This window comes from Microbulbifer maximicatervae (SeqCode), assembly GCF_052467325.1.
The window spans coordinates 2801643-2826374 of record NZ_CP174310.1 but is presented as its reverse complement, the minus strand read 5'-3'; the positions used below and the strand labels follow the sequence as shown (position 1 = coordinate 2826374).

Below are 24732 nucleotides of genomic sequence, written 5' to 3'. Positions count from 1 at the left end.
CCCTATAAAACGTGTGGTTTTTTTAGGTTAGCTACACAGAAAAAGATTCTTCACCCCAGTTAGATTAATTCACAGACTGCTCATTTTTTTGTTAACTATTTTTGTTAATTGAGTGAGAATAGGGTTCTTTCCCAATCCCTGGAAATGGAATCTCGGGCGATATCCCGCACTGATGCGGATGACTGAAAAGTCGGCGCTTTCGCTTAGGTTGCGGCGCCGCCGGACAGATAAACCCCTGTGTCCTGCTTTTTATAGGACGCCTTTGATTCTCCAAGCAAAGCAGGCCTGTCGGGGTGGTCTTGTACTGCGAATTATTTGTGTAGGGAGCCTGGTGTTCCCGTAGTTGGTAAGGAGAATGGATTTTGATACCTATCGTTGACCGCGCGCGCGCGGAGTCTATTGCACCTATTTGGCGTATGCCGTTTCGACCTTTTTTCTGGGGAGCTGCTCTGTGGAGTATGGTTGCCCTGGTTATCTGGCAGGGGCAGTTATCCGGTTGGCAGATGCCGGCTTTTCGTATGGGGGTAGTCTGGCACTCCCATGAGATGCTGTTTGGGTTCGCGGCTACCGTTGTTGTGGGTTTTCTGGGTACGGCTATGCAAACCTGGACTGGTATCCCCTCGCCAAAGGGCACTCAGCTTATTGCTTTGGTCGGCTTGTGGCTCTTAGCCCGTTTGGGCTATCTGTTGGCGGCGGTTCCTATTTGGATGCCGGTGATTGCTGAAGTGTCCTTTTTCCTGTTCTCAGCGTTCTTGCTCGGAGCCAGGGTGTTGCGAACCAAGCAGTGGCGAAATATGTTTGTATTGCCTGCGATGCTGATGTTTGCCGCATTGTCCGCTAGCCACTGGCTGCTGCCAGGGGCACAGAGTCGAATCGCCTTACTGGCTTTGCTGTTGGTGACGGCGATTATTCTGATAATCGGCGGGCGGGTTATACCCTTCTTTACGGCGCGCCGCTTCCACTTGAGCCCAAGGGATAAGATACCGGCTGTAGAGTGGGGTACCCATATTGCTGCGGTGGGCTTGTTACTGTCGGTAGCTGTTGGTTTGCCGCAAATGGTTTGGGCCTTTTTTGCGGTCTCTCTGGGTATTTTGCAGGTGATCCGGGTAGTGCGCTGGCACCCGACAAAAATATGGGCAGAACCGATGGTTTGGTCTCTGCATGTGAGCTACTGGTTGGTTATTTTGGGGTGTTTTCTCGCGGCTCTGGCCTGGAGCCAAATTGCCCCTTCCTGGCAGAGTCCCGCTTTACACGCATTTGCCGTTGGCGGTATCGGCGGATTGATCTTGTCTATGACCAGTCGCGTCAGTCTCGGCCACACAGGTCGGATATTGAAGGCGCCGCGCTTGATGCCCCTGGCTTTTATGGCTCTGGCGTTATCTGCTCTCGCACGTGTGTTTTGGGCACCCGCCCCGAGTGGTTTGCTCGCAGCAATTATTGCCTGGGTAGTCGGTTACACGCTTTTCTTACTGTATTACACCCCGGTGCTTTTCCAGCCGCGCGTTGACGGTCATCCCGGCTAATTCTCTCTATGTGACCTTCAGTTGCTGCGAGAAACCTTATCATCGCAGCAACTGTGGTCGAGTAAAGCCATCATTGACAGGTCTATTCAGAGTCCGCACTAGCCACCTGGGGTAGTTTGTCTACTTTAGGTACTGATTCCAGTTCCCGATCCCACTCGGCTTTACTGGCCATAAAGATATGGGCATTAGGCCTTACATCTATTGGGCGATCCAGACTCCCAGCGGGAACCGCTAAGAGGCCAACTTCAGGATCTTCTCGTGGCACTGCGGAACCGCATTGATTGCAAAAGCTTTTGCTGTGCCTCGTCCCTGCCAGCTTAAAGGTTTTGACTTGTTCTGCACCGGATAGCCATTCAAGTTTCGCTGATGCGAAGAATAGGTTTGCTGCATGGGCTGTACCGGTATCTTTGCGGCAGTAACTACAGTGGCAGAGAAAGAAGCCGCCAAAGTCACCTTCAATTTCGAAGTTAATAGTCCCACATAGGCACGATCCTTTTTGTTCCATTGCTCAATGCTCCTCTGTTTAGTTGTACTTATCGTAATTAGGGGAAACTGTGATTTATTTTGGAAATCCCGGCGTTGGGGTATCAAACCCGTATGGTCCCGCTCAAATAGGGTACTGCTTTGCCTGAGATAATGACCCTGTCCCCGGCGATGGTGCAATTCAGCAGGCCGCCGCGCTTGGAGGCTTGATAGGCGATCAGCTCTTTCTTATCCAGAATTTGTGACCAGTAAGGGGCGAGCCCTGTGTGAATAGAACCGGTCACCGGATCTTCGGCACCACCATTGGATGGCCAGAAGTATCGGGAGATAAAATCGTACTTGTCGGATTCTGCCGTAACGACCACATCGTAGGGGGCGAGCTTTCGCAGGCTGCTCGCATCCTGCTGCACATCCAAAACGTCTCGCTCACTATCGTAGATGGCAAAGTAAGCTTGGTTGTTAAGTAACACCTGGCTTGGTGTTATTGAAAGCCCGTCCAGTAATTCCGGCGGCATGCGATCTACGGGTTGTGGCTCCCTTCGTGGGAAGTCCATGGAAATAATTCCATTTTCCCCTCGGCTTATTGTCATTTTGTCCACGGCGGCCGCATGGAGCTGGAGTTGCTCGCATTGAGGGTTTTGAGAAAAAAGAACATGGGCTGACGCCAGGGTGGCATGACCACAAAAATCAATTTCCGTTAACGGTGAAAACCAGCGAATTCCATAACTGGTATCCGGGCGTTTTACCAGGAAAGCCGTTTCGGAAAGATTATTTTCTGCAGCGATGGACTGCATTAAATTTTCATCCAGCCAATCCTCAGTAACAACAACTCCCGCTGAATTTCCGTGAAAGACTTTGTCGGTAAAAGCGTTAATAAAATGAATTTTAAGTTCCATATTTGAACTCCATAGTGCTCCAGTTTTTTCGGAGGCGCTGGTGGCGAGCGTGATATTTTATACCCCTAAAGTTCACCAATTTATACCTCTGTAGAGCAGCTTGGGATTGGCTTTAACCTGATCTGGATCAGTTTATCCCGGATGTGAGTCTCTAGAGTGACTTGTATTTGTTGCGTGCAAATCAAGGGTGTGAAAATGACGGAGTCCGATGTAGCTATCGTAGGTGCTGGACCGGCGGGACTTTCCTTGGCGGTGATGCTCGCCCGCAAAGGGTGTCAGGTGGCAATTATTGAGCGCCAGGATAAGTCGGCGCTGTCCGCTCCCGTTGACGATGGTCGCGAGATTGCCCTGACACACAAATCCTACAAGCTGCTGCAAGAACTGGGGGCTTGGCAGAGATTATCCCCGGAAGAGATTAGCCCGCTAAATGCTGCCGAAGTAGTCGACGGCAATTCCCCTTCGACACTCCACTTTAGCCCGGGAGAGAGGGGGCCTCTGGGTTTTATTGTCTCCAACTCTGCAATCAGGCGAATCTTATATGAGACAGTTTTGGAGACCGAGAATATAACGCTGCTTGATAACTCGACCGTTACCGGGATGACATTGAGTGGTGCTGTGCGTCATCTTGAGTTGGCAGAGGGGGAGGGCGTGCGCGCTTCCCTGGTGGTTGCAGCCGACAGCCGTTTTTCTGAAGTGCGGCGCATGGCGGGCATTGGCGCCGATATGCGCGACTTTGGCCGAGTGGCGATTGTCGGCCCTGTACGCACCGAATTACCCCACGATGGTATTGCCCGGGAGTGTTTCCGCTACGGCTCGACACTGGCGCTGTTGCCTTTGCCCAAGGCAAATATTTCATCGGCCGTGGTTACTGTTCCCGCCAGTCTCTCTGCCCAGATTATGGCGATGGGTAATGAAGAGTTTGCCGGGCACGTATCCCGCGAAAGCGCGTCCCAGCTCGGCGGTGTCGAAGCTTTTGGTGAGCGCCACTGTTATCCATTGGTTGCGGTATATGCACATCACTTTTTCACTGAGCGCTTTGCCTTGGTGGGAGATGCCGCTGTGGGGATGCATCCAGTGACCGCACATGGATTTAATTTGGGCTTGGCCGGTGCGGATACTTTGGCCCGTCAACTGGATAGCGTTAGCCGTCTATATAACCCGGCCAAGCTGACTCGGGCCTTGGCCCGTTACCAGATGCTGCACCGGGTTGAATCCAAGCCGATTTACTCTGGAACTAATAGGGTGGTGGATTTGTTTACCGACGATCGCCTGCCGGCCAAGTTGCTGCGCAAAATGGTGTTGCGAGTCAGTGATCGCTTCCCTCCTATTCGAAAAGCAATAGTGCACCAGTTAACTCGCTAGCTTATTCAGAGGCGCCTTGAAAGAGTTTTACTCTTCGTTCTTTTTATAAAAAGTACATGTGCAAGAAAGAAGACGGTATATGGAAGTGGCCTGCTTGCGGGATTTTCTTCCTTTTCTATACTGATTTGCGAGATGGTAGAGACGGCTTTAACCCCCCGGTGAAAACAAATGCCAATTACGGCTTGACTCACCGGGTCAGCACCAATAGAATGCGCAGCCTCTTGAGTGGTTGGGCTGGTCCCGCCGCAGGGAAACAAAGATCAACCAGGCTTTGTTTCTTGGAGTTGTTGCGGGGTGGAGCAGCCTGGTAGCTCGTCGGGCTCATAACCCGAAGGTCGTAGGTTCAAATCCTGCCCCCGCTACCAATTTTACCTTCGGGTAAAATATTTGATTGCGCATTTGTTGTTGCGGGGTGGAGCAGCCTGGTAGCTCGTCGGGCTCATAACCCGAAGGTCGTAGGTTCAAATCCTGCCCCCGCTACCAACTTCCCTTAGGGGGACTTTGATTGCGCTTTCGTTGTTGCGGGGTGGAGCAGCCTGGTAGCTCGTCGGGCTCATAACCCGAAGGTCGTAGGTTCAAATCCTGCCCCCGCTACCAAATTTTGCATTCGTGCACACTGACTGCACGAATGTGCGGTCAAAGCCCCGTCAGGGGCTTTTTCGTATCTGCAAGAAAAGTTGCAGATATTTTTCGAAGTGGGCCGTAGGCCCATTTTTTGTATGTGGTGACGAGAATGGCGAGCAAACGCGAATTGCTGGAAGAGCTTCTGGCGCCGGTGGTGGCATCGCTGGGGTGTGAGTTGTGGGGTATTGAGTACCAAACCCACGGTCGCAACGCGCTGCTGCGCATTTATATCGACTCCGAAAACGGTATTTCCGTTGAGGATTGCGAGAAAGTGAGCCGCCAATCCAGTGCTGTACTGGATGTGGAAGATCCCATCAGTAGTAAGTACACACTTGAAGTCTCTTCCCCAGGGCTCGACCGCCCTCTTTATAAGCTGGCCCAGTACGAGCGCTTTATCGGCGCCCAGATTGAAGTTCGCCTGCGTATGCCTCTGGATGGGCAGCGTAAGTGGCGCGGACTGCTGGCCGGTGTAGAGGGTGATGAAGTGGTTCTGCGTGTAGATAGTGAAAACGAATACCTTTTGCCGATCGACAGTATCGAAAAAGCAAATATCATTCCCCAATTTACCAAATAACCTGTAGGAGCCTGAGCTCAGGCGATTTTGAGGCACAGTTGCATGAACAAAGAGATCTTGCTGGTAGCCGAGGCGGTATCCAACGAGAAGGGCGTTGACCAGGAGATTATTTTCCAGGCCATCGAAGCGGCATTGGCAACGGCCACGAAGAAGCGCTACGACGAAGATTCAACCATTGAGGTTATCATTGATCGTCGTTCAGGCGATTACGAGACTTTCCGCAGCTGGGAAGTGGTCGGTGATGAAGTCTTGGCTGAGTTGGGTACCCAGTTCACCCTGGAAGAAGCTCACGAAAAAGATGCTGACCTGAAAGCAGGTGATGTTTTCCGCGAGCAGGTGGAAAATGTAGAATTTGGCCGCATCGCTGCACAGACTGCAAAGCAGGTCATCGTACAAAAGGTACGTGAAGCCGAGCGCGCCAAGGTTGTAGACGAGTACCGCGATCGCGTCGGTGAGATGGTTAGCGGCACTGTGAAGAAGGTGACCCGCGACTTTATCGCTGTAGACCTGGGTAATAACGCCGAAGCGCGCCTGCCCCGCGATCAGCTGGTTGGTCGCGAAATTTTCCGACTCGGTGATCGCGTGCGCGCAATCCTGTTGGAAATCCAACCGGAAGCCCGCGGCCCCCAGCTGATGCTGAGCCGCTCCTGCCCGGAAATGATTGTCGAATTGTTCCGCATTGAGGTGCCGGAAATTTCCGAACAGGTAATCGAAATTAAAGGCGCGGCCCGCGATCCCGGTCTGCGTGCAAAAATCGCTGTAAATACCAACGACGGTCGCATCGACCCGGTGGGTGCCTGTGTGGGCATGCGCGGCGCGCGTGTTCAGGCGGTATCCAACGAACTGTCTGGTGAGCGTGTAGATATCGTTCTGTGGGACGAAAACCCTGCTCAGTTCGTTATCAATGCGATGGCGCCAGCAGAAATTGAATCCATCGTAGTGGACGAAGACACCGGTTCTATGGACGTAGCCGTAGCAGAGGAAAACCTCGCAATGGCTATCGGCCGCAGCGGTCAGAACGTGCGCTTGGCCTCAGAGCTGACCCAGTGGCAGATCAATGTCATGAGCAGTGATGAGTGGCAGAGCAAGCAGGAAGCCGAGTCCAGCTCCATCATGCAGGTGTTTATGGACCGCCTGGATATCGATGAAGACGTTGCCGGTGTGCTGGTTGAAGAGGGCTTTGCCTCTCTGGAAGAAGTAGCTTATGTACCCATCGAAGAGATGCTCGCAATTGAGGGCTTCGATGAGGATATCGCTGAGGAGCTGCGCGCCCGCGCCAAGGACACCCTGTTGACCCAAGCGCTGGCATCTGAAGAGAAGCTGGATGCATCTGAGCCCCAGGAAGACCTTTTGAATATGGACGGTATGGAGCGCCAGCTGGCATTCCAACTGGCCAGCCGTGGTATTTCCACAATGGAAGACCTGGCAGAGCAGGCTGTCGATGACCTGCTGGATATCGAAGGTCTCGACCAGGAGCGCGCTGCAGCGCTGATTATGAAGGCGCGTGAGCCCTGGTTTGCCGATGACAGCGGCGAAGAAGCTTAAATGCAGCGAAAAATAACTTACGTATAAGTAACCCCCTCCGACCAAGTGACTTTTAGGAGAGAGAATGGCCGAAGTAACAGTTAGTGAACTCGCCAAATCGGTTGGTGCCACCGAAGACCGTCTGCTCAAGCAGATGAAAGAAGCGGGTTTGCCTCACACTTCTGCAAACGCAGTCGTGTCAGACGAAGAAAAGCAGGTCTTGCTCAGTTTCCTGAAAAGCAGTCATGGGGAGCAGGGCGCCGCGCCGCGCAAGATCACCTTGAAGCGCAAAACCACAAGCACGCTGAAGACTGGCTCTGGCACCGGCCGCAAGACTGTGAATGTGGAAGTGCGCAAGAAGCGCACTTATGTGAAGCGCCCTCAAGCTGAGCTTGAAACCGTAGCAGCAGGCGAAGAATCGAGCAGCCCCGAGCAGGAAGCGGCAGTCGATGCCCTGCAAAATGAGCAGGAAAGACTGGAGGCCGAAGCCGAGCGCGCACGCGCAGAAGCTGAGGCAGAAGCTGCACGCCTAGCGGCGGAAGAAGAGGCGCTAGCCAAAGCCGAAGCCGAGGCGAAAGCCAAGGCTGAAGCAGAAGCGAAAGCCAAGGCCGAAGCAGAAGCGAAAGCCAAGGCTGAAGCCGAAGCGAAAGCAAAAAATGAAGTAAAAGCCGATCAAGATGCGGCTAAATCAGAGGATAAGACCGCGGAAAACGTAGTGAAAAAGGCAGAGCCCGCCGCACCAATCCGCTCAAGCTACTCCGACGATATCGAGGCAATGCGAATTGCCGCGATGGAGCGTCGCAAGCAGCAGGCTGAGCAGGAAAAGCGTGAACTTGAAGAGAAGAAAGCTAAAGTAGAAGCTGACCGACGCGCAGCCCAGGAAAAGAAAGAGAAAGCTGCACAGGCTGCACAAGCAGCCAAGGCTAAGCCAGCACCGGCAAAAAGTGCTGAGAAGACCTCTGAGGTCAAGCCAGCTCTGCGTCGCAAGCTGGAGGCAGCATCCACTGCTCCCGCTGAAGCTGATCGCTCTGAGGACGAGCCGCGCAAGCGTCGCGGTCGCCGCTCCAAGTCCGGCCCGAAAAAATCCAGCAAAACCGCTCTGTACGAACAGGCGCTGGAAGTATTTGAGGAAGACGAAGCATCCAAGCGCAGCACGCGCTCCCTGTCTCGTCCGACCTTGAAGGTTAAACCTACGCACGGCTTTAAAAGGCCCACGGAGAAACAGGTGTACGAAGTACAGTTGGGCGAAACCATCACTGTTGGCGAGCTGGCCAAACAGATGAATGTGAAAGCCGGTGACCTGATCAAGCGCCTGATGAAAATGGGCGAGATGGTTACTATCAACCAGAGCCTGGACCGTGAAACTGCACAGCTGATCATCGAAGAGATGGGCCACAAGGTGGTATTCCGCTCTGAGAGCGAGCTGGAGGAAGCGCTGGTTGCCGAGACCCAGGCCAGTGAAGGCACTGAGGTGTCCCGCGCACCGGTAGTTACCGTTATGGGTCACGTTGACCACGGTAAAACCTCCCTGCTGGACTACATCCGTAAGACCAAGGTGGCTTCCGGTGAGGCCGGTGGTATTACCCAGCACATCGGTGCATACCGTGTGAAAACCAGCCAGGGCGAGATCGCTTTCCTGGATACCCCGGGACACGCCGCCTTTACCGCAATGCGCGCCCGTGGCGCCCAGGCAACTGACGTAGTTATCCTGGTAGTGGCTGCTGACGACGGTGTGATGCCGCAGACTGAAGAAGCTGTGAACCACGCTCGCGCTGCCGGTGTACCGCTGGTTGTTGCAATCAACAAGTGCGACAAAGAAGCTGCCGATCCCGATCGTGTTAAAAACGAGCTGGCTGCGAAAGATGTAATTCCTGAAGACTGGGGCGGTGATACCCAGTTTATCAATGTGTCTGCACACACCGGTGAAGGCATCGATGACCTGCTGGAAGCGATTTCCCTGCAAGCAGAGATGCTGGAGCTGAAGGCCAAGGTCAAGGTACCGGCAACGGGTGTTGTAATCGAATCCCGCCTGGAAAAAGGTCGCGGTGTTGTGGCCACCCTGTTGGTACAGAACGGCGAGCTGAAGCGCGGCGATATCATACTGGCAGGTCAGAGCTACGGCCGTGTTCGCGCCATGACCAACGAGCTGGGCAAGCAGGTTAAAGAAGCTGGCCCCTCAACCCCGGTTGAGCTCCTGGGTCTGGACACCACACCCAACGCCGGTGACGAGTTCATGGTGGTTGCGGATGAGCGCAGAGCTCGTGAAGTAGCCGAACAGCGCGGTGACAAAGAGCGTCGCGAGCGCATGCAACGCCAGCAGGCGGCCAAGCTGGAAAACATGTTTGCGAACATGGAAGCCGGCGAGCGCAAAGTACTGCCGGTTGTTATCAAAGCGGACGTTCGCGGCTCCCTGGAAGCTATCCTGGGCGCACTGGCGGATATCGGCAACGAAGAAGTTTCTGTCAACGTCGTGTCCAGCGGTGTAGGTGGTATCGCCGAGAACGATATCAACCTGGCCCTGACCTCCGGCGCTATCGTACTGGGCTTCAACACCCGTGCTGATGTGGCTGCCCGAAAGGTTGCTGAGACAGAAGGCGTAGAGATTCGTTACTACAGCGTGATCTACAACCTGCTGGACGAAGTGAAGCAGGCGCTGTCCGGTATGCTTGATCCGGAAATACGCGAAGAAATCGTGGGTATTGCCCAGGTTCGCGATGTATTCCGCTCACCGAAGTTTGGCGCCATTGCCGGTTGTATGGTTACTGAAGGTACCGTCTACCGCAACAAGCCGATCCGCGTACTGCGCGACAACGTTGTGATCTACCAGGGCGAACTGGAATCCCTGCGTCGCTTCAAAGACGATGTGCAGGATGTGCGCAACGGCATGGAGTGTGGTATCGGGGTTAAGGACTACAACGACGTTAAGTCCGGTGACCAGATCGAAGTTTACGATATCGTTAAGGTTGCTCGCGAACTCTAAGGAGTTCCGCAGCGGATCGAGGATAAACCCGCGCGGTGCTAGCCGTGCGGGTTTTCCTGTCTTTAAACCGCCATTCTCAATAGGTAAACAATGGCAAGAGAATTTCATCGCGCAGACCGCGTCGCCGACGCCATGCGCCGCGAGCTGGCCCAGCTGATCCAACACGAGATTCGCGATCCTCGCCTGGGTATGATCAACGTCAATGATGTTGAAGTCAGCCGCGACTTAACCGTTGCTAAAGTTTTTGTCACCCTGGTGGGTGAGGATGATCGCAGCAAAATTAATACCTCTATCGAAGTGCTGAACAAAGCCGCCGGCTTTTTGCGCACGCAGCTCGCGCGCGCGATCCAGATTCGCACTATTCCCCGTTTGCACTTCCGCTACGACGAGACCTCGGTGCGCGGCCAGGCGCTGTCTGCCCTGATCGACAAGGCGGTTAAAGAAGATCGCAAACACCAAGACGACGATAGCGACTCCAACGAAGATTAATCCATGGGCCGCAGACCAAAATGGGGCCGGCCGGTTCATGGCGTGCTGTTATTGAACAAGCCCGCCGGGATTACCGCCAACGACGCCCTGCAAAAAGCCAAACGACTCTTTTTCGCCAATCGCGCCGGTCACACCGGAGCGCTGGACCCCCTGGCAACCGGTGTGTTGCCGATCTGTTTCGGCGAAGCGACCAAGTTTTCCCAGTACCTGCTCGATGCGGACAAGCGCTATCGCAGTACTTTTGTTTTCGGTATGACCACTGCTAGTGGCGATGCCGATGGCGATGTACTGGAAACTAAAGATGCTTCCGGTTTGACTGAAGAAGCCGTGCTGAAAGCGATGGAAGCCTTTCGCGGTCGCATCAAGCAAGTGCCGTCCATGTACTCGGCCCTCAAGCACAAGGGGCAGCCGCTGTATAAGTTGGCGCGCCAGGGCTTGGAGGTGGAGCGCGAGGCGCGGGAAGTAGAGATTTTTGAATTTGAACTGCTGAGCTTTACACCGGGCGCCCAGCCCCGTGCAGAAGTTGAGGTTCACTGCTCCAAGGGCACTTATATTCGCAGTATTGCCGAAGACCTGGGCCAGGCCCTGGGTGTCGGTGCCTATGTGGAAGAGTTGCACCGCAGCGCCGCCGGTCCCTACGTCGAGGCCGATTCAGTGACCCTGGATGAGCTCACAGAGGAGCGCGGTGAGGGAATGGCGGAGGAGTTGGATCACCACCTGTTATCGGTGGATTCTCCCGCCTCTTCGCTGCCCAAACTCACCCTTCCGGACGAGTCTGGTTACTATGTGCGTCAGGGGCAGCCGGTAATGGATTTGCAGGTCTACCGTATCGGTGAAGAAGGTGATATGGTGCGCCTCTTCCTGGAAAATGGCGATTTTCTGGGCGTAGGAGAAATTACTGACGACGGGTGCGTAGCGCCTCGGCGTCTGGTAAGCAGTACTTAAGCAGAAAACGCTATATTGGTGAGAGCCGATAGCGGTTGATGTGAGAGTATTGCAGTGGGCTATGTCCACAACAGTGAGTAGCTGGTCTGTAAATATGCACGGGCCAGCCGAATCTTTTAAAGCATATTACGACGAGGTTAATCGTTATGGCACTGTCTGCAGTAGAAAAAGCAGCAATCCTGAAAGAGCACGGCCAATCTGAAGGCGACACCGGTTCTCCGGAAGTCCAGGTAGCCCTGCTGACTGCCAACATCAACAAACTGCAGGGTCACTTCTCTGCGCACAAGCAGGATCACCACTCTCGCCGTGGTCTGATCCGCATGGTAAACCAGCGTCGCAAGCTGCTGGACTACCTGAAGCGCAAGGATCTGAACCGTTACGCACAGCTGATCGCTAAGCTCGGCCTGCGTCGCTAAGACCCTGGAATGCCCGCCTCTGGCGGGCTTTCTTCTTTAATGCTTGCTGAAAAGTGGCGCTGTTGTCACTTTTCGGCAGTTTCGCAACACAACCCCAGGGGCAAATATCCCGGCGGATGTGCTGCGTTTGCACCGGCCACCCGGGTCGGTAGCGGTACATCCCCGTATCGCTCTGGACTGAAGGTTTGGAACTTCTATCCAGGCAACCACTGTAGGGGTTACTGGAATGGGCCAGTAACCGTAAGGAAATAGGAAAAAAACTAGTGAATCCAGTAAGCAAAACTTTCCAATACGGACAACACCAAGTCACCATCGAGACCGGCCGTATCGCGCGCCAGGCTACCGGTGCTGCCCTGGTTAGCATGGGAGAGACTGTTGTCCTGTGTACTGTTGTCGGCGCTAAAGAAGCCAAGCCAGATCAGGGCTTCTTCCCGTTGTCCGTGCACTATCAAGAAAAAGCCTACGCGGCTGGCAAAATTCCCGGTGGTTTCTTCAAGCGTGAAGGCCGCCCGTCTGAAAAAGAAACCCTGACTTCCCGTCTGATCGATCGCCCGATCCGCCCGCTGTTCCCGAACGGCTTTATGAACGAAGTTCAGGTGATGTGTACTGTTCTCTCCGCTGAGAAGGACATGGACCCGGATATCGCTGCCATGATCGGCACTTCCGCAGCGCTGTCTGTTTCCGGTATTCCTTTCGCAGGCCCAATCGGTGCTGCGCGCGTGGGTTACACCCAGCAAGACGGCTACCTGCTGAACCCGGGCTACGAAGCTCTGAAGACCTCCGAGCTGGACATGGTCGTTGCCGGTACCAAAGACGCCGTACTGATGGTGGAGTCCGAAGCCCAGGAGCTGCCGGAAGACATCATGTTGGGTGCGGTACTCTACGCACACCAGGAAATGCAGGCCATTATCAAGGTTTGTGATGAGCTGAAAGCGGAAGCGGGCAAGCCCCAGTGGGACTGGCAGGCTCCGGCGGAAAACACCGAGCTGAAAGCTGCCCTGGACGCTCAGTTTGGCGAGAAGGTTGCCGAAGCCTACCGCATCACCAACAAGCAAGAGCGCAGCACCCGCCTGGCGGAACTGCGCAGCGAAGCCGCTGAAGCCCTGGCTAATGAAGAAATCAGCGCCGATCTGGTAAAAAGCTACTTCGGCAAGCTGGAGAAGAAGCTGGTACGCGGCGCTGTAGTGCGCGGCGAGCCCCGTATCGACGGTCGCGACAGCAAAACTGTACGTTCGATCGCTGTGGAAGTTGGCGCTCTGCCCAAGTCCCACGGCTCTGCGCTGTTCACCCGTGGTGAGACCCAGGCTCTGGTAGTGGCTACCCTCGGTTCCACTGGCGATGCACAGATCATCGACGCCCTGGAAGGTGAGCGCAAAGACTACTTTATGCTGCACTACAACTTCCCTCCCTACTCTGTAGGTGAAGCGGGTCGTGTAGGTGCTACCGGTCGCCGCGAAATCGGTCACGGCCGCCTCGCTCGTCGCGGTATCGCTGCAGTTCTGCCGAGCCCGGACAGCTTCCCCTACACTGTGCGTGTAGTTTCCGAGATCACTGAATCCAACGGTTCCAGCTCCATGGCTTCCGTATGTGGTTCCAGCCTGGCGCTGATGGATGCGGGTGTTCCGCTGAAGGCACCGGTAGCCGGTATCGCTATGGGTCTGGTGAAGGAAGAAGAAGGCTACGCGGTTCTGACCGATATCCTCGGTGACGAGGACCACCTCGGCGATATGGACTTCAAAGTAGCGGGTACCGCCTCTGGTGTGACCGCGCTGCAGATGGACATCAAGATCGAAGGTATTACCGAAGAGATCATGGAGACCGCTCTGGAGCAGGCTCTGCACGCGCGTCTGCACATCCTCGCGGAAATGAACAAGGTGATCGACTCTTCCCGTACCACCGTGAATGAGAACGCACCGCGCTACGCGACCCTGAAGATCCATCCGGACAAGATCCGCGACGTGATCGGTAAGGGCGGTGCGACTATCCGCTCCATCACTGAAGAGACCGGCGCCTCCATCGATATCGAAGATGACGGCACTATCAAAGTCTTCGGTGAAGACGGTGAGAGCCTGGAAGCGGCGGTAACCCGCATCGAGGAGATCACTGCGGAAGCTGAGATTGGCGCCATCTACGAAGGTACCGTGGTACGTATCGTAGACTTCGGTGCGTTCGTTAACTTCCTGCCGGGCAAAGACGGTCTGGTGCATATCTCCCAGATCGCTGAAGAGCGCGTAAATGCCGTAACTGATTACCTGAGTGAAGGTGAGAAGATTAAGGTTAAGGTACTCGACGTTGACCAGCGTGGACGTATCAAGCTTTCTATCAAGGAAGCCAAGGCCGATGCAGCTGCCGCTGAAGAAGCCAAGCAAGCTTCCGACGAAGCTTAAGTCTACGGACTGAAAAAACCCGGCTTTTAAGCCGGGTTTTTTTGTATCTGCCGAAGCGGAATTGTCGCTTATTACCGGTTTTCTATTAGAATTCTGGAAAAAAAGGGCAAAACATTGGACAACTTCTGGCTGATCGACATTCTCCTCACCCTCGCCGCACTGCTGATTGCCAATCAGTACTGGCGTCTTACCAATGCTCGCTTTCAATCAGCTGCACTCTTGGTGATGGCGGGCCTTCTATTTATCGCTGTCTCCGCGATTGTCGGTGCCTATCGCTACGGTATTGATCCCGGGGCAACCCAATTACACCGGGCTTTACTACAACTATCCGGGTTTAGTTCGCTGTTGCTAATTGGAATAGGGTTGGTTTGGGCACGTTTCGAGATAGGTATTGGACAGAGTACCCGGGGACCCGCTTATGTAGTGCTGGTGCTGGTATTGGCCTCGTCTATTGGCATCTCGGAAAGTGGCAGGTTATCGCCGCAGGAAGTGACAGAGGTATTTTCCGCCCTGGGGCTTCTATTGTGGTTGTGGGTTGCAATGATGGAATTGATGTCACCGCGACGACTATCGCCACCGGGTCCTTTGTTACTGGGGGCAGGGGCAGTAGTCATTGCAATGGATGGATTGTTTGTGGGTACCGGCGCTCCGCGAGTACTGGGCTTGGCGCGTACAAACTGGTTCCATCTGCTGCTGGGCCTTTCGCTGTTTTCACTGTTGGCTGCCCGCCCGTTATTTGAAAAGGAAAATAATTCAAATGAGTAAAGTTACTACTGAACTTCGCGGAGGTTGCCACTGTGGCGCTATTCGCTATCGGGCGCGGCACGAGCGCGACTCAGAGGAGAAACTGGTAGCCCATGCGTGCAATTGCTCGATGTGTGAGAAAGTGGGTTTTCTGCACGTCATTATTCCCGCTGAAAACTTTAAGCTGGAGTCTGGGGAAAAAGACCTGGATTGTTATACGTTTAATACGGGAGTGGCCAAGCACCTGTTTTGTCGCCATTGCGGCGTTAAGTCTTTTTATGTGCCGCGCTCAAACCCGGATGGCTATAGTCTTAATGCGCGCTGTTTTGATGAGAGACCCGGAGACTTGGAGGTGGAACCTTTCGATGGTCAAAACTGGGAGCAGAACGCCGCAGAGCTGGCCCATCTCAGTAAATAAGTCGCGCAAAGAAAGTAATACTCCAACCAATATCAGGTGATATGAGAGCCTATGGAAACTGGTCTGGTCTACGCTGTCTTACTCGATCGCAAAGGCTCGGGCCGGGAGCTTTCCTGGACCGAGGTGCAATCATGGCAGCCGAGCCAGGGGCTTCTCTGGTTGCACTTTGACTACGCCAATAGCAAGACCGTCGAGTGGCTCCAGCAGCACAGTGGGCTTACAACGACAGCGGTAGAGACCCTGTCAGCAAAGGCAGTTCGCCCCTGTGTAGCTACTGTGGAGGATGGGCTGATTTTGGCCATGTATGGTATTGAGAGAAAATCCAAACCTCGCTCAAAGGATATGATCGCCGTGCGAATTTGGGCTGAGAAAGACCGCATTATCAGTACTGGCCGACGAAAGTTACTTGCGGAGGATGATTTACTTTCCCGTTTGCGCAGTGGCTTTGGACCTCGTGGAACTGCAGCTCTGTTGATGTCGCTGGCTGATTTGCTGGTCTTGCGGATGTGTGAAAAAGCTGAGGATTTCGAAGAAAAAATTGATGAGTTGGAAAACCTGTTATTAGGTAAGGGGGGGGCGGAGCTATCTTCTTTATTAGTGCGTCTGCGCAAGAAAACTATCGTGTTACGGCGCTATTTATGCCTGCAAAGAGAGGTTCTGAGACGTCTACAACAGGAATCCTTACCCTGGTTTGATAAGCATAGTCACGCTCTTTTGGGTGAAGCAAATGATCGACTGCAAAGGCATATCGATGATATTGATACAGTGCGGGAGCGCGCCGCCATCGCCCAGGAAGAGTTGTTGAGCCTCACATCAGATCAGTTGAATAGCCGTATGTATGTGCTATCGGTGGTGGCTGCAGTTTTTCTGCCCCTGAGTTTTCTTACCGGGCTATTCGGGATCAATGTCGGTGGTATTCCCTGGGGGCAATCATCTCTGGGTTTTATTGCTTTTTGTATATTGCTGATCGTGGCATTGACTGGGCAGATCGCTTTTTTCTACTGGAAAAAGTGGTTGTAGTCATCTTTTCAAATATTCCAATTGAATAGTCTGTTTAAGCTAACTGGTTGCTAATCAGCCATTAAACCCTATAGACCTTACGATTCGATCAGCATTCGCCATAATGGTATAGGCGATGGTTGAACCTGCAATATCGGGAAAGTTGGCAGAATCCGTAATATGGACATTTTTAAAGTGTGCCGGCCTCCCTAAAAAGTCTGAACGGAATATTTCATGTTTTCCTCCCATCGGGAAACTGCCCCCAAGGTGGAAGCTTTTGCCTGGCGGTAGTACTGTGAGAAAGAAGGGGGGGACCATGCCAAGCCTTATCAGTGAGCGTCTTATTAAAGACTGCGTTCTTTGGGCGATTTCTCGAGCTCTCGTATTTTCAATTCCTCTTATTTCTATCGAAGAACTATCTGAGTGTTTATCGGTTAAGGTCAGCTCCAATGAATCAGAATCCTCAGAGGACATAAAACCCTGAATTACGTATAAGCGATCCAAGGCGACTTGCTTTGGGAAAAGGGTAGGAAGTAGAGATGTTAATTGTTCTTCAATAATTTGGCTTCGACCATAAAGTTGGAGGTGTATTTGTTCAGGGCTTATGTTTGGATTGTCAACTTCTAGAAAGATTTCTGCGAGGGTAAACTCAATCTCATAACGATACCCTTTGTAGAGAAAGAGGGGGAAGAAAAAATATTGGCTGTTTTTTATTTTGATTGGAGTATTTAATAGATTGAGGGATCTTGCCAGTATTGTAGTGGTGGCAAACTGGCCGGTTGCGAGAAAAACTTTCTGTGCGGTAATTTTTTTTATTTTGCTATTGGTTATATCAACTGCAATCACATCTACGCCTTGACTTGTTTCATGAATCTCCAAGACAAGAAGACCTTTATGTATGGTGAGTTTGTCTTTTTGTAGTTTTTCAAACAAGTATTTAGGGTTGAAAATAGATTGGTATGGGCATCCGTCAAAGCAGTGGCCGCAATATCTACATCCATACTCCCCCTTGCTTGCATCTACCGCTAAGCGGGCTCGACCAAATTCAATGCCATTCCTCTGGAGATTACTTTCAATAGCCTTCAATTTTTTCAATAAGAAATCTGTCGGCGCATTTCTTTTGATGGCAGTAAAGTTGTTAGGGAATAGTGGATACTTGTTGTTGAGGTTGTCTATCTCCGCACTTATAGGCATATAGCGGAGTACATTTTTGTAGGATGGCGTTAGTTCATTTAAGGAAATAGGCCAATTTGCTAGCTGACTTTCACTGTAGGGCATGATAGCTGCACCCCATACGTTCCCAAGCCCACCAAAGCCATGGGAAAATTCTGTATTACAGTTTTTTGTCGTAATGCTGAGAGGTTTTGGTACTCTGTATGGAAAGTCAGACCCAAATAGATATCTTCTTTCCAGGCCTTTTCGGGAGGCTGCTGGAGGTGGAAACAGTTTATCTTTGTCCTCCTGAGTCCATGCATCAACGTTTTTTTTGGATAAGATATTAACTTGGTATTTGATATCGTCTTCAAGGTCATATGAAACATCAACGACTTCAACTTCTTGCCCAATATCCTGCAATGCCTTGACCGTAGCGATACTCGCAGGACCACTCCCGATAACCAGATTCTTAATTCTGTCCACTGAAAGCCCTTCCCGCCAAGCATGTGTTTGTGCGTGGGTTAAAGTTCTCCTCAATAAGCAAAATTGTAGCTGGATTGTGTTTTCAGTCCGGTGTCGTTCACTTTGTCGGTAAATTGGTTAAGCCCCTTCCGATCCCCTGCGGAAGAGGCTGTGTGCCGCTCGTTTAGTGTTTAACCCATGAGAAGTCTACAAATACTGGGTCGTGGTCGCTCAGCCCTGTGTACTCTGCGGAGCCAATATAATAATTGGTTACGTCCAGCGTGTAATTGGGGTTGTTATTAATAACGACGGCATGATCGGTATCGTCCTGAAGTTCATCAGCACAGGCTTCCAAGCTGGTGTCGCTGCCAGATAGCATATATTGGCAGGCATGCTTGCCGCCGGTTTTGGCAAAAAATGCTTTCCAGGTTTGGTAGTTTGTACCGCGCCAGCCGTCGTCATTTTCATCAAACGCCATATTGAAATCACCGGCCAATATGACTGTGGCATTACTTGAGTGGGCGACGATCATATCGGCAATCTGGTCGAGTTGCTTGGCTTTGGCATTTAGGTCATCGTCTTGGTGTCCTGCATCCATATGGGTGTTGTACACATGGACATGGAAGTTTTTGGTTACTTCAACTTTTGCTACGGTAAAGCCTTTTTCGGTATCACAGTCATTACCTGCGCACTTATCAAAAGTTTCCTCCTCATAAGTGGCGAAGGTGTAGTCGTCGTCATCGCGATTATCTCGGTCAAACGGAAACTTGGAAAAGGTCAGCAGGCCATTGCCAAAGCTGGTACCAGTGCCTTTCCAGTGTTTGGAGCGATAGGGGACTGTATCGTTATCAAGCTTGTCGTTGTCGTCCAGATAGTTGGCTTTGGTTTTGCTCCAGGCCTCCTGCATCAACCAGAGGTCTTTGGGGTTGTTATCAAAAGTGTTAATAATCTGTTTGAAGTCAGATTTGCTGTTACCGCCAATACATTCCAAAAACCCATCCATGTTGTAGACGATCATGTCAAAGCTGCCTGAATTGGCATCGGCAAATTCAGTGTCACCGTATTCATAGCCGTCCAGGTCTTTTGAGCCGGTATCATCGACATCATCAATAAATTCAAACCAGTTACAGGAAGTAATTGCATCCCATACATCTTCAAAGTCTGCTGCTGCAGCGGGATAACTGAATAGAAACATGAAGGAAATAAATATTCTTTTTATCATTATTGCTCTCCAAATTTGTTATTACCGACGGTTTTGTAGTGGTGCCGAAAATTGGGGCGTTTCTCTGGCGGCCCCTTTGTTTTCGATGGAGGGGATGATGGATAGCGTAGATTACAAATTGGAGTAAAGGAGATTTTTTTTATTTTATTTTTCTGTAAGGGCGGCGCGATTTATTTTTTCATAAGGAAATAATAGAAATCACGAAAGTTGTATATTTTTATGCAGGTAATAATTGATTCGTTAGGCGGGTTAAGCAGGATCGGGAAGTATTATTTAGAGTGGTCTGAAGGCTGCAGAAAAGTTACAAAATTCTTTAGGACGGTTTAAATGGTTCCATCCGTGGAGCCAAGGTATCTAGTGAGCACAGGTAAAGGGATAGTTGATCGACGAGTGCTGGTTAACCAAAGATAGTGACCATTTGGCGGGAGAGGGCGGTTAAACGTCCATCGGCATCCCACAAGCGGGCCTGTATTACTGCGTAGCCATCCTCAGCCTGTTCCACTTCGGCCTCGTATTGCCACCAGTCAGAAGCGGTGCGCTCTGGGAGTGGCTCCATAAACTCCACTGTCCATGTTAATGAGCTGGCGGGAGCCGGCTCTTTCATCATCGGGAGTGTCGCCGGTGGCCAGGCATCGATCAGTGCGAGTAAGTGGCTGATACCAGTACGGCTCTCACTGCCATCCTTAAATCGTACCCAGCCACCTAAAACTCTCTCTTTCGCGCCGCTGAAAGGCAGGCCCCCACTAGCGATGCGGTAATCGAACTTCTGTGTGAACTCCGGCACTACACCTTCGATATAGGGCAGGGGCAGGCATTTATCCGGGGTGGGGTACTCCGGTGCTGAGGGACCTTTGGCGAGAACGGATGACTCCCTGCCGCGGCCAAAACTGGCGAGGCCCGCCAGCATAACGGCATCATCCTGATCGAGGTGCCCCTGCACCTGGGTGACAGAGCGGCCTGCGCGAAGGACATCCGCGCGGGTGTTAATCGCCCCTGGGGCAACAGGGCCTACGAATGAGGTGGTAAAAGAGCGCAAGCTGCTGTCAGAAGGCAGCTCTGAAGCCATCTGCTCATACAACATTGCGGCTACAAGGCCGCCAAATGTAGCCCGCCCCTGGGTCCAGCCTTCGGGCACAGAAGTGGCGCCATTGGTCGAGAGCCAATCCTGGATTAGTTGGTCGAAAGTCATAGTGTTACCGCTTGAGAGCGGCAGGTGGGACCTGCCGCAGAAAAATACCGGGTGAGAAGCACCCGGATGAGGGGAGTATTATTTAAATATGTGTTCCTCGCCGGGGAAAACGCCTTGTTTGACGTCCTCGGCGTATTTGCGCAGGGCCCCGGGAATATCCTCGGCCTCTACCAGGAAGTTTTTGGAAAACTTGGGGGGCTGTTGGGTGAGGCCCAGGATGTCATTGATTACCAGTACCTGGGCATCGCAGTCGCGGCCCGCGCCTATGCCGATGGTGGGCATGGATACGGCTTTGGTAATACGCTTTGCCAGGTCGGCGGGAACACATTCCAACACCAGCAGATCAGCTCCGGCTTCGTCGAGTTGTAGGGCGTCTTCGAGGATTTGCTTGGCGTGTTCTTCGTCGCGCCCCTGAACGCGATAGCCTCCCAGTTTGTGTACTGATTGAGGGGTGAGGCCCAGGTGGGCGCAAACGGGAATACCGCGATCAGTAAGGATCTTCACGGTATCGGCGAGCCAGGCGCCTCCCTCGATCTTCACCATATGTGCACCGGCCTGCATGATCCGGGTTGCATTCTGGAGTGCCTGCTCCGGGGTGGCGTAAGTCATAAACGGCATATCCCCCATAATCAGGGACTTCTTATTGCCGCGCGCGACCGCCTCGACGTGGTAAATCATTTGCTCCATCGTCACTGGCACGGTGCTGTCGTAACCGAGCACGGTCATGCCCAGGGAATCTCCGACGAGCAGTGTCTCAACCCCGGACTTTTGTGCCATCGCAGCCATAGGGGCATCGTAGAGAGCAACGGTAATAAACTTCTCACCATTCGCTTTCATTTTTCGCAGGGTTTGAACGGTTACGAGCTTTTCTAATTCAGAGGGTGCATACATAACAATTAACTTCCTGGGTTGTAATAGTGTCGGCCACTGGTGATCGTGAACAGATATTCGACCAGCTGTTGGTAGTCCTCTGGGCTATCGACAATGTCGATCTCCTCGGTATTGACGATGAGTAGAGGCGCCTCATCGTAAAAATGGAAAAAGCGGGTGTAGGCGTTGTTGAGGGTGGCGAGGTACTCATTGCTTATCGCCTGCTCAGCCGGGATTCCCCGATTGCGGATTCGGGCTTGCAGCACATCGAGGGGAGCTTGCAAATAGATCACCAGGTCCGGCTTGGGTGCTTCCAGGGTGAGATGTCTGTACACCTGCTGGTACAGGTGCAGCTCATCCTTATCCAGGGTGACCTCAGCAAACAGCTGGTCCTTTTCGATTAAAAAGTCCGACACCCGCACCGGCTCAAAGATATCGTCCTGCCGCAGTGCCTGGATTTGCTGTGATCGCTGGAGGAGAAAGTGCAGCTGGGTGGGCAGTGCGGCATTTTTGGGGTCCCGATAGAAGCGCTCCAAAAAGGGGTTCTCCTCGGGTAATTCCAACAGCGTGTCGTAATTGAATGTGGAGGCCAGCTTCTTTGCCAGTGTGGTTTTTCCCACACCAATATTGCCTTCCACCGCGATAAACTTAGGCGGTGTTTTATTAGACAGGTTGAGTTCAGCTGTGCTGGTCTCGGGTTTTTCGATAACCACTTGAGCGACTCCTCTTTGTCTGGGGTCTTCCCTGATGAGTTGCAAACGCAAAAGTACTATTGAGAGGGCCGCCCGTCGAGTAGTTGGGGAGCCTCAGTCGATCAAACCTTTTCCAGGCGGTTTTCCGGGCAGCCCTGTAAGAGTGCTGGAAGGGCTCCCAATCCGGGCAGTTCCATCGCGGGAGCCAGTTCAGAAAGGGGTAGCAGTACGAAGTTGCGCTCGGCCATGCGCGGGTGTGGGACCTGTAGGCGGGGCTCATCGATTTGAGATTCCCCAAACAACAGGATATCCAGGTCCAGGGTGCGGGCGCCCCAGCGGATGGAGCGCTCGCGCCCGTGGGACAGCTCGATAGATTGGAGCTGGTCCAGTAGTGCTAGCGGGGACAGTGCTGTTTTCAATGCTGCGACGGCATTGATGTAATCGGGTTGATCGCCGGGGCCGACCGGGGCGCTTCGGTAAAAGCTCGAACACCCCAATAATTCTGTACTGGGGATTCGTTCCATGGCCGATAGGGCGCTGCGCAGTTGTTTGCCGGGCTCTGCCAGGTTACTGCCCAGGCCGATGTATACCGTTTCCATTACTGTTCTGCTCTCGGCTTGCGACGGCGGCCGCGAGAGTTGCGGTTGCGGCGCCCACCGCTGCCTGTGCGCTGTAGCTTGCGCACCATTTGCTGGCGCTGCTCATCGTCAGCCTGTTGGAAGTCGGTCCACCATTTGCCCAGGCCCGCTTCAATCTCGCCACTTTCTTCCCGCAGCAACAGGAAGTCGTAGGCGGCGCGGAAACGGGGGTGTTCCAGCAAGCGCTGGGCCCGGCTGCCACCGCGCTGGGGCAGGCGCTGTTGCAGGTCCCAGATTTCCCGCATGGGGATTGAGAAGCGCTTGGGAATAGCGGTGTGGGCCAGCTGTGAACTGGTAACTTTTTGTGCCGCTTGGGCCAGCGCCGGCGCTGGCGGGGTACCCTTGGCAATCAGCTTTTGTTGCTCGGTGCTCACCGCAGGCCAGAGTAGGGCGGCGTAGAGGAACGCTGGGGTAACACGCATATCGGCGCGGATACGTTGGTCCGTGTTCCGCAGGGCTTGTTGGGATAGTTTCAGGGCCGCGTTGTTGGCCTCAATTTGTGCGGCGTTATCCGGGAACAGGTGTTGCCAGAGCTGGTACTGGCGCAGCAGCTCAAAGGTGCGCTCTCCGTGGCCACTCATCAGCAGCTTGAGAATCTCATCGAATAGGCGAGCCGGGGCAATATTGCGTAACAGTGGCGCCAGCTCGTGCAGGGGAGCTTCGGTCTTGCCTTCAATAGTGAAATCCAGCTTGGCGGCGAAGCGCACTGCGCGCAGCATGCGCACCGGGTCTTCCTTGTAGCGGACCTCCGGGGAGCCGATCATTCTAATCAGGCGCTTTTCAATATCCTCGACACCGCCGGTGTAGTCGTGGATTTCGAACCCTTTGGTGGTGTAGTAAAGCGCATTGACCGTGAAATCCCGACGCATGGCATCACTTTCCAGGTCGCCATAGACATTGTCACGCAGCAGCATGCCGTGTTCGGACTGCTTGGCCTCGTGGGTCTCGCCATCGCTGTGGTGACCGCGGAAGGTAGTCACTTCGATAACTTCACGGCCTATACGGGCGTGCAGGATGCGAAAGCGGCGACCGACAATGCGGGCGCCGCGAAACAGCACCTTGGCCTGCTCTGGAGTGGCGTCGGTGGCCACATCGAAATCCTTGGGGTGGCCGCCGAGCATCAGGTCGCGCACACCTCCACCTACGATATACGCCTGGTATCCGGCATCCTGAAGGCGCTTCATAACTGTTAAGGCCGCGCGGCTGATTTCTCGGCGCGAGATGCTGTGGTCGTTGCGGGCGATAACCCTGGGGCCTTTACTGGTCGGCTTGCGCCAGCGTTTGATACTACTAATCAGGTTGTTGAGCATACGGCTGTCTATGTTGACTGCTGCCATTTAGGGATGGCCGGGAAAGCCCCGCTGTGCTTGGCCACGCATTGGTTGGCGGCCTGTATAAGTGGTGGTCCCTCTGGGGAGATTCACGATGGCACTGCTGGAGCCTCTATACCTGGGCTACCCCAGGAGCGAGTCCGGAAAGGAGCCTCAGTGGCTGTTTATCCTCAGAGATCGGGACTCGCGGGCGCGATTCTAACACACGCAAAGGAATGCGCCCGCAATATGCGGGTGCCTGTAAGTTCGGGGGAAAAGAAATATGGGAATTATTATTACCAGTATGAAGGCAGCGGCTTCCTTGCGCTCTCAATTTGCTTTCAAGCAAACACCCTCTCCCAGGTACAGTTCAGTCAGTTTGCAACGCGCTTGTTGTTATTCTTATTCTTCTTGAGTTTTATTGTTATTGTTTATTGTTGTTCTTGCGGTTTTGGCCACTCATTGCTTTTATTGTCGGCCGCCCCATTATTTTTATTATGTTTCGCCCCACTTATTGTTAGTTGTTATAGGGCTTTTAACAGTCATTTATTTTTATTGTTGGCTGTTTTCAATTTTTGTACTAAGAGTAAAGCACTTAGTATGCCAACTTTTAAAAATCCTTATAAATCAATAGGTTGCGATCTTTACGAAATTTGACGGAACTTTTCCTGGAGCTATTGCGTTACGGAAGGTGCGAGATTTGTTACTTCTGGGTGGGTGTGGGTAACACTCTGGTTGGTAACCCCTGTGGGGGTGGGGTAACAAAGTAATGGAGGAGACTGGCAGGTGGGGGAGGAATGGGAGCAGGGGGCGGAAGCCCCCAGGGGATA

Annotated in this window: 22 protein-coding genes and 3 tRNA genes; 16 read left to right on the top strand and 9 right to left on the bottom strand. The window is 53.0% G+C overall.

All coding sequences use genetic code 11. The features are described from left to right. Positions 1-362 precede the first annotated feature (362 nt). Positions 363-1523, top strand: coding sequence for an NnrS family protein (locus ACJJIE_RS12735; protein WP_444891933.1), 1161 nt, complete (start codon positions 363-365; stop codon positions 1521-1523). Between the two features lie 82 nt (positions 1524-1605). Here the strand turns inward: ACJJIE_RS12735 and ACJJIE_RS12730 are convergent, their stop codons facing one another. After that, positions 1606-2028 (bottom strand): GFA family protein, encoded by a 423-nt coding sequence (locus ACJJIE_RS12730; protein ID WP_444891932.1) that lies wholly within the window; start codon positions 2026-2028, stop codon positions 1606-1608. A gap of 82 nt (positions 2029-2110) precedes the next feature. Beyond that, complete coding sequence (locus ACJJIE_RS12725) at positions 2111-2902, bottom strand: PhzF family protein (RefSeq protein ID WP_444891931.1); 792 nt, start codon at positions 2900-2902, stop codon at positions 2111-2113. A gap of 195 nt (positions 2903-3097) precedes the next feature. On the opposite strand from ACJJIE_RS12725, the gene ubiM reads away from it, so the two are divergent. The 14 genes from ubiM to ACJJIE_RS12655 all read left to right on the top strand — a co-directional run bounded on the left by ubiM (position 3098) and on the right by ACJJIE_RS12655 (position 16385). Beyond that, a complete protein-coding gene (ubiM, locus tag ACJJIE_RS12720; RefSeq protein WP_444891930.1) occupies positions 3098-4264 on the top strand; it encodes a 5-demethoxyubiquinol-8 5-hydroxylase UbiM in 1167 nt (388 codons plus the stop codon). Positions 4265-4552: 288 nt separating this feature from the next. Next, positions 4553-4629: transfer RNA gene (locus ACJJIE_RS12715), tRNA-Met, on the top strand. A 41-nt stretch (positions 4630-4670) separates the two neighbouring features. Next, a tRNA-Met gene (locus ACJJIE_RS12710) sits at positions 4671-4747 on the top strand. Positions 4748-4784: 37 nt separating this feature from the next. Continuing rightward, a tRNA-Met gene (locus ACJJIE_RS12705) sits at positions 4785-4861 on the top strand. Between the two features lie 136 nt (positions 4862-4997). After that, a complete protein-coding gene (gene rimP / locus ACJJIE_RS12700; RefSeq protein ID WP_108734364.1) occupies positions 4998-5462 on the top strand; it encodes a ribosome maturation factor RimP in 465 nt (154 codons plus the stop codon). A gap of 42 nt (positions 5463-5504) precedes the next feature. Beyond that, a complete protein-coding gene (gene nusA / locus ACJJIE_RS12695) occupies positions 5505-7007 on the top strand; it encodes a transcription termination factor NusA (RefSeq protein ID WP_413663186.1) in 1503 nt (500 codons plus the stop codon). A 64-nt stretch (positions 7008-7071) separates the two neighbouring features. Next, a complete protein-coding gene (gene infB, locus ACJJIE_RS12690; RefSeq protein ID WP_444891929.1) occupies positions 7072-9966 on the top strand; it encodes a translation initiation factor IF-2 in 2895 nt (964 codons plus the stop codon). Between the two features lie 90 nt (positions 9967-10056). Further along, the gene (rbfA, locus tag ACJJIE_RS12685) at positions 10057-10455 is read left to right on the top strand and encodes a 30S ribosome-binding factor RbfA (protein ID WP_108734361.1); all 399 of its coding nucleotides are present in this window, start codon (positions 10057-10059) and stop codon (positions 10453-10455) included. 3 nt (positions 10456-10458) lie between these two features. Next, positions 10459-11400 carry a tRNA pseudouridine(55) synthase TruB gene (truB, locus tag ACJJIE_RS12680; RefSeq protein WP_444891928.1) on the top strand — a complete coding sequence of 314 codons (942 nt, stop codon included), beginning with the start codon at positions 10459-10461 and terminating at the stop codon, positions 11398-11400. Positions 11401-11546: 146 nt separating this feature from the next. Beyond that, positions 11547-11816 carry a 30S ribosomal protein S15 gene (gene rpsO, locus ACJJIE_RS12675; protein ID WP_252083174.1) on the top strand — a complete coding sequence of 90 codons (270 nt, stop codon included), beginning with the start codon at positions 11547-11549 and terminating at the stop codon, positions 11814-11816. 263 nt (positions 11817-12079) lie between these two features. Continuing rightward, positions 12080-14203 carry a polyribonucleotide nucleotidyltransferase gene (gene pnp / locus ACJJIE_RS12670; protein ID WP_444891927.1) on the top strand — a complete coding sequence of 708 codons (2124 nt, stop codon included), beginning with the start codon at positions 12080-12082 and terminating at the stop codon, positions 14201-14203. A gap of 114 nt (positions 14204-14317) precedes the next feature. After that, positions 14318-14968 (top strand): hypothetical protein, encoded by a 651-nt coding sequence (locus ACJJIE_RS12665; RefSeq protein ID WP_444891926.1) that lies wholly within the window; start codon positions 14318-14320, stop codon positions 14966-14968. Next, the gene (locus ACJJIE_RS12660; RefSeq protein WP_413663182.1) at positions 14961-15365 is read left to right on the top strand and encodes a GFA family protein; all 405 of its coding nucleotides are present in this window, start codon (positions 14961-14963) and stop codon (positions 15363-15365) included. The genes ACJJIE_RS12665 and ACJJIE_RS12660 overlap by 8 nt, the downstream gene beginning before the upstream one ends. A 51-nt stretch (positions 15366-15416) precedes the next feature. After that, positions 15417-16385 carry a zinc transporter ZntB gene (locus ACJJIE_RS12655; RefSeq protein ID WP_444891925.1) on the top strand — a complete coding sequence of 323 codons (969 nt, stop codon included), beginning with the start codon at positions 15417-15419 and terminating at the stop codon, positions 16383-16385. Positions 16386-16439: 54 nt separating this feature from the next. Here the strand turns inward: ACJJIE_RS12655 and ACJJIE_RS12650 are convergent, their stop codons facing one another. The 7 genes from ACJJIE_RS12650 to pcnB form a co-directional block, all read right to left on the bottom strand. Continuing rightward, positions 16440-18002 (bottom strand): hypothetical protein, encoded by a 1563-nt coding sequence (locus ACJJIE_RS12650; protein ID WP_444891924.1) that lies wholly within the window; start codon positions 18000-18002, stop codon positions 16440-16442. Positions 18003-18165: 163 nt separating this feature from the next. Further along, on the bottom strand, positions 18166-19203 hold the full coding sequence (locus ACJJIE_RS12645) for an endonuclease/exonuclease/phosphatase family protein (RefSeq protein ID WP_444891923.1): 1038 nt from the start codon (positions 19201-19203) through the stop codon (positions 18166-18168). Between the two features lie 397 nt (positions 19204-19600). Beyond that, entirely contained in the window at positions 19601-20392 is a 792-nt protein-coding gene (locus tag ACJJIE_RS12640; protein ID WP_282931418.1) for an acyl-CoA thioesterase, read from the bottom strand. 78 nt (positions 20393-20470) lie between these two features. Next, positions 20471-21283, bottom strand: a complete 813-nt coding sequence (gene panB / locus ACJJIE_RS12635; protein WP_282931419.1) for a 3-methyl-2-oxobutanoate hydroxymethyltransferase — start codon at positions 21281-21283, stop codon at positions 20471-20473. Positions 21284-21288: 5 nt separating this feature from the next. Then, positions 21289-21975, bottom strand: coding sequence for a deoxynucleoside kinase (locus tag ACJJIE_RS12630; protein ID WP_444891922.1), 687 nt, complete (start codon positions 21973-21975; stop codon positions 21289-21291). Positions 21976-22076: 101 nt separating this feature from the next. Beyond that, positions 22077-22553 (bottom strand): 2-amino-4-hydroxy-6-hydroxymethyldihydropteridine diphosphokinase, encoded by a 477-nt coding sequence (gene folK / locus ACJJIE_RS12625; RefSeq protein WP_282931421.1) that lies wholly within the window; start codon positions 22551-22553, stop codon positions 22077-22079. After that, the gene (gene pcnB, locus ACJJIE_RS12620) at positions 22553-23902 is read right to left on the bottom strand and encodes a polynucleotide adenylyltransferase PcnB (protein ID WP_444894766.1); all 1350 of its coding nucleotides are present in this window, start codon (positions 23900-23902) and stop codon (positions 22553-22555) included. The genes folK and pcnB overlap by 1 nt, the downstream gene beginning before the upstream one ends. Positions 23903-23935: 33 nt before the next feature. On the opposite strand from pcnB, the gene ACJJIE_RS12615 reads away from it, so the two are divergent. Continuing rightward, complete coding sequence (locus ACJJIE_RS12615; RefSeq protein WP_282931422.1) at positions 23936-24559, top strand: hypothetical protein; 624 nt, start codon at positions 23936-23938, stop codon at positions 24557-24559. Positions 24560-24732 lie beyond the last annotated feature (173 nt).

Excerpts from the sequence above, each read along its gene's own strand:
- ACJJIE_RS12615 (WP_282931422.1), top strand. The coding sequence starts at position 23,936 with ATGGCCGGGAAAGCCCCGCTGTGCTTGGCCACGCATTGGTTGGCGGCC.
- ubiM (WP_444891930.1), top strand. The coding sequence starts at position 3,098 with ATGACGGAGTCCGATGTAGCTATCGTAGGTGCTGGACCGGCGGGACTT.
- rbfA (WP_108734361.1), top strand. The coding sequence starts at position 10,057 with ATGGCAAGAGAATTTCATCGCGCAGACCGCGTCGCCGACGCCATGCGC.
- ACJJIE_RS12730 (WP_444891932.1), bottom strand. The coding sequence starts at position 2,028 with ATGGAACAAAAAGGATCGTGCCTATGTGGGACTATTAACTTCGAAATT.
- pcnB (WP_444894766.1), bottom strand. The coding sequence starts at position 23,902 with ATGCTCAACAACCTGATTAGTAGTATCAAACGCTGGCGCAAGCCGACC.
- truB (WP_444891928.1), top strand. The coding sequence starts at position 10,459 with ATGGGCCGCAGACCAAAATGGGGCCGGCCGGTTCATGGCGTGCTGTTA.
- nusA (WP_413663186.1), top strand. The coding sequence starts at position 5,505 with ATGAACAAAGAGATCTTGCTGGTAGCCGAGGCGGTATCCAACGAGAAG.
- ACJJIE_RS12725 (WP_444891931.1), bottom strand. The coding sequence starts at position 2,902 with ATGGAACTTAAAATTCATTTTATTAACGCTTTTACCGACAAAGTCTTT.
- folK (WP_282931421.1), bottom strand. The coding sequence starts at position 22,553 with ATGGAAACGGTATACATCGGCCTGGGCAGTAACCTGGCAGAGCCCGGC.
- rimP (WP_108734364.1), top strand. The coding sequence starts at position 4,998 with ATGGCGAGCAAACGCGAATTGCTGGAAGAGCTTCTGGCGCCGGTGGTG.
- rpsO (WP_252083174.1), top strand. The coding sequence starts at position 11,547 with ATGGCACTGTCTGCAGTAGAAAAAGCAGCAATCCTGAAAGAGCACGGC.
- ACJJIE_RS12655 (WP_444891925.1), top strand. The coding sequence starts at position 15,417 with ATGGAAACTGGTCTGGTCTACGCTGTCTTACTCGATCGCAAAGGCTCG.
- panB (WP_282931419.1), bottom strand. The coding sequence starts at position 21,283 with ATGTATGCACCCTCTGAATTAGAAAAGCTCGTAACCGTTCAAACCCTG.
- ACJJIE_RS12640 (WP_282931418.1), bottom strand. The coding sequence starts at position 20,392 with ATGACTTTCGACCAACTAATCCAGGATTGGCTCTCGACCAATGGCGCC.
- ACJJIE_RS12645 (WP_444891923.1), bottom strand. The coding sequence starts at position 19,203 with ATGATAAAAAGAATATTTATTTCCTTCATGTTTCTATTCAGTTATCCC.
- ACJJIE_RS12660 (WP_413663182.1), top strand. The coding sequence starts at position 14,961 with ATGAGTAAAGTTACTACTGAACTTCGCGGAGGTTGCCACTGTGGCGCT.
- infB (WP_444891929.1), top strand. The coding sequence starts at position 7,072 with ATGGCCGAAGTAACAGTTAGTGAACTCGCCAAATCGGTTGGTGCCACC.